Raw genomic sequence first — 2976 nt, forward strand, 5'->3', positions numbered from 1 at the left:
AGCGGAAAAACAGCTGTAATAAATTATAATAAATGTACAGACTGCGGTGTTTGCCAGCAAAAATGCAGATTTGACGCAATAGATTTTATAAACGGGAAATATGTTATAGATGAAGTAGCATGCGAAGGATGCTCTGTTTGTCATTACCTGTGCCCTGAAAAAGCCATTGACATGAGGGATAATACAGCAGGTAAATGGTTTATCTCAGACAGCAGATTTGGCAGCAGGTTTGTTCATGCAAAGCTTGGTATAGGACAGGAAAACTCCGGCAAACTTGTTGGAAAGGTCAAAACAGTAGCAAAAGAGATTGCAGAAAAGGAAAAAATTCCTTTTATTATTGTTGACGGCCCTCCGGGAATCGGGTGTCCGGTAATTTCGGCTTTTTCAGGAGCTACCCACATTCTTATTGTAACGGAAGCTTCAGAATCCGGATTCCATGACCTGAGGCGGCTTGTCGAATTAGTAGAGTATTTCAAAGTTACAGCTTCATGTATTATCAACAAATGTGATTTAAATGAGGATGTCAGCAGACAAATTGAAAACTTTTGCACCAGTCATAATATCTATGTTATTAATAAGATAGAATATAATGCAGTATTTTACGAAACCCTGCAGCAGGGGAAAACACTTATTGAATCTGATAGTGCAATGATAAAAGATAAAATTACAACCATCTGGAATTATTTACAAAACCTGGAGTAAAAAATATGAAAATTGCAATAACAGCAACAGGCGGTAAATGGCAGGACTTTACTGATACACGATTCGGAAGATCAAAAGGGTTTTTCATTATTGACACCGAAACCGAAGAAACTTCGTACATTGACAATGCTGCGAATTTGGAAGCTGCTCACGGCGCAGGGACCAGCACATCCATGGCATTAATCTCGGCAGGAGTAAAAATAGTAATAACCGAAACTGTAGGCCCCAAAGCAGGAGAAGTTCTTAAGTCCGGAGGAGTAAAAGTATTCGGAGGTGCTGGTAAGGTAACTCTTAAGGAAGCGTACGAAAACTATAAGAAAGGACTTCTTAAAGAGCAGGAACTTTATTAATTGGGATATTGTGTATAAGGTAATAAGGTATAAGGAGAATATCGAAATAAGCTGCTAAACTGCCAAATGAACTTATACCCTATACCTTTATACCCCTGTTTACGGTTCATTTTTTATGTTTTTATTTAATGGAAATCAAAATACAGGAGAAAAACATGCGTTCCCAAAATACACAATCAATGGGCAGCGGAGGCTACTGCATCTGCCCCAAATGCGGATATAAAGCTCCTCACCAGAGCGGTGTACCGTGCCAGGATACAAAATGTCCTACCTGCGGGGTGAAAATGTTGAGAGAGGGTTCGTATCACCACGACCTGTTAAATAAAAAACGCGGGTAGATATTGAAAGCCTCTATAATCTATGACAATAACTCCTTAAGAGGGGATATTGTATCTGACTGGGGATTTTCTGTCTTTATAGAGACTCAGGATAGGAATATCCTTTTTGACACAGGCGGTGACGGAAATATTCTTCTTGCCAACATGCAAGCCATGGATATTGATCCCAAATCCGTAAGCGACATATTTATCTCCCACAACCATTTTGACCACATCGGAGGGCTTGCGGGCTTTCTGAATATGAACAGTAATGTTAATGTGTTTGTCCCTGAATCATTCAGAGGAGTTAAAAGAGCAAAAAAAGTGATCAGTATTGACAATAGACCGCGGGAGATATACGAAAACATTTACACAACAGGAGAGATTGACGGAATTGAACAATCTTTGATAATCAAAGACAGCAAAGGATTGGTTCTGTTTGTCGGCTGCTCTCATCCTGATATGAAAGATATTCTGAACTCTGCATCTCTGTTCGGCAGAGTATATGCGATTATCGGCGGTATGCACGGGTTCAATAAATATGAACTTTTAAAGGATATGGAACTAATCTGTCCTGCCCACTGCACTCAGCATCAAAGGGAAATAAAGGAGATATATCAGGACAAAGTAATTTCCGGAGGAGCAGGCAGAATTATTGAATTGTAACTCATAAAAATACATAAATTAATGTGAAACAACTGCCGATTAATTCCACTTTTCCCAGGCAGTAAGCACAGAGAGTTTAAGTATGGTAAAATTTAGTCAAATTTAATAATTTAATATATTTTTTAAGTTTTATTTTAATTATTATGTTATATTCTTTAATAAGATTGGAGAAATATTATGAATCTGAAAAATCCTTTTATCATGGCACCTGTAAAACTCGGGTACAGCGATACTTCAGGTGAAGTAAAAGAAAAACATATCGAATTTTACTCATTGAGAAGCAAAGAAATCGGAGCGGTAATTCCTGAACCGCTCTATCTTGACAAAGGCCTGAGGGAAATCCCCACTCAGCTCGGTATAGACAATGATGATAAAATTCCCGGATTAAAAAAACTTACCGATGCTATTCATAAAAATGGTGCACAAGCCATTGCGCATCTGAATCACCCGGGACGCATGGCCAATCCCAAAATCCCAGGCAACTTTTTTATGTCTTCAACAGATAAGCCCTGCGAAAACGGAGGCGCTGCACCAAAAGCAATAACTGAACAGGATATGGATGAAATCAAAAATCTCTTTAAATCAGCAGTCATCAGGGCAAAAAAGGCAGGTTTTGATATAATCGAACTACAGCTCGGCCACGGATACCTTGCAGCTCAATTTCTCTCTCCTGCTGTTAATGACAGAACTGACAAATACGGAGGCTCATTGGAAAACCGTATGCGTTTCCCTCTTGAAATCTTTGATGCTGTAAAACAAGCGTCTGACCTTCCTGTAATTATAAGAATGAGTGCAGACGAGCTGATTCCCAATGGAATAAAACCTGATGAAGCAGTAATATTTGCAAAAGCACTTGAACAAAGAGGAGCCGAGGCCATTCACATTGTTGCAGGTACTGTCTGCTCTACTCCCCCGTGGTTTTTCCAGCACATGTTTATTCC

At 39.2% G+C, this 2976-nt stretch carries 5 protein-coding genes; all 5 read left to right on the plus strand.

The window, feature by feature from the left end:
- Positions 1 to 702, plus strand: a 702-nt coding sequence (locus J7K93_04670; protein ID MCD6116288.1) for a 4Fe-4S binding protein, incomplete at its 5' end; no start/stop codon positions are given.
- A gap of 5 nt (positions 703 to 707) precedes the next feature.
- A complete protein-coding gene (locus tag J7K93_04675; GenBank protein ID MCD6116289.1) occupies positions 708 to 1052 on the plus strand; it encodes a NifB/NifX family molybdenum-iron cluster-binding protein in 345 nt (114 codons plus the stop codon).
- A 155-nt stretch (positions 1053 to 1207) separates the two neighbouring features.
- A complete protein-coding gene (locus tag J7K93_04680) occupies positions 1208 to 1390 on the plus strand; it encodes a ferredoxin (GenBank protein MCD6116290.1) in 183 nt (60 codons plus the stop codon).
- A 3-nt stretch (positions 1391 to 1393) separates the two neighbouring features.
- The gene (locus J7K93_04685; protein ID MCD6116291.1) at positions 1394 to 2035 is read left to right on the plus strand and encodes an MBL fold metallo-hydrolase; all 642 of its coding nucleotides are present in this window, start codon (positions 1394 to 1396) and stop codon (positions 2033 to 2035) included.
- Between the two features lie 177 nt (positions 2036 to 2212).
- Positions 2213 to 2976, plus strand: a 764-nt coding sequence (locus J7K93_04690) for an NADH:flavin oxidoreductase (GenBank protein ID MCD6116292.1), incomplete at its 3' end; no start/stop codon positions are given.

This window comes from bacterium (assembly GCA_021158245.1).
Classification (GTDB): domain Bacteria; phylum Zhuqueibacterota; class QNDG01; order QNDG01; family QNDG01; genus QNDG01.

Bases quoted from the DNA above. Each gene is read 5' to 3' on its own strand.
- J7K93_04675 (MCD6116289.1), top strand. From the start codon at position 708: ATGAAAATTGCAATAACAGCAACAGGCGGTAAATGGCAGGACTTTACT.
- J7K93_04680 (MCD6116290.1), top strand. From the start codon at position 1,208: ATGCGTTCCCAAAATACACAATCAATGGGCAGCGGAGGCTACTGCATC.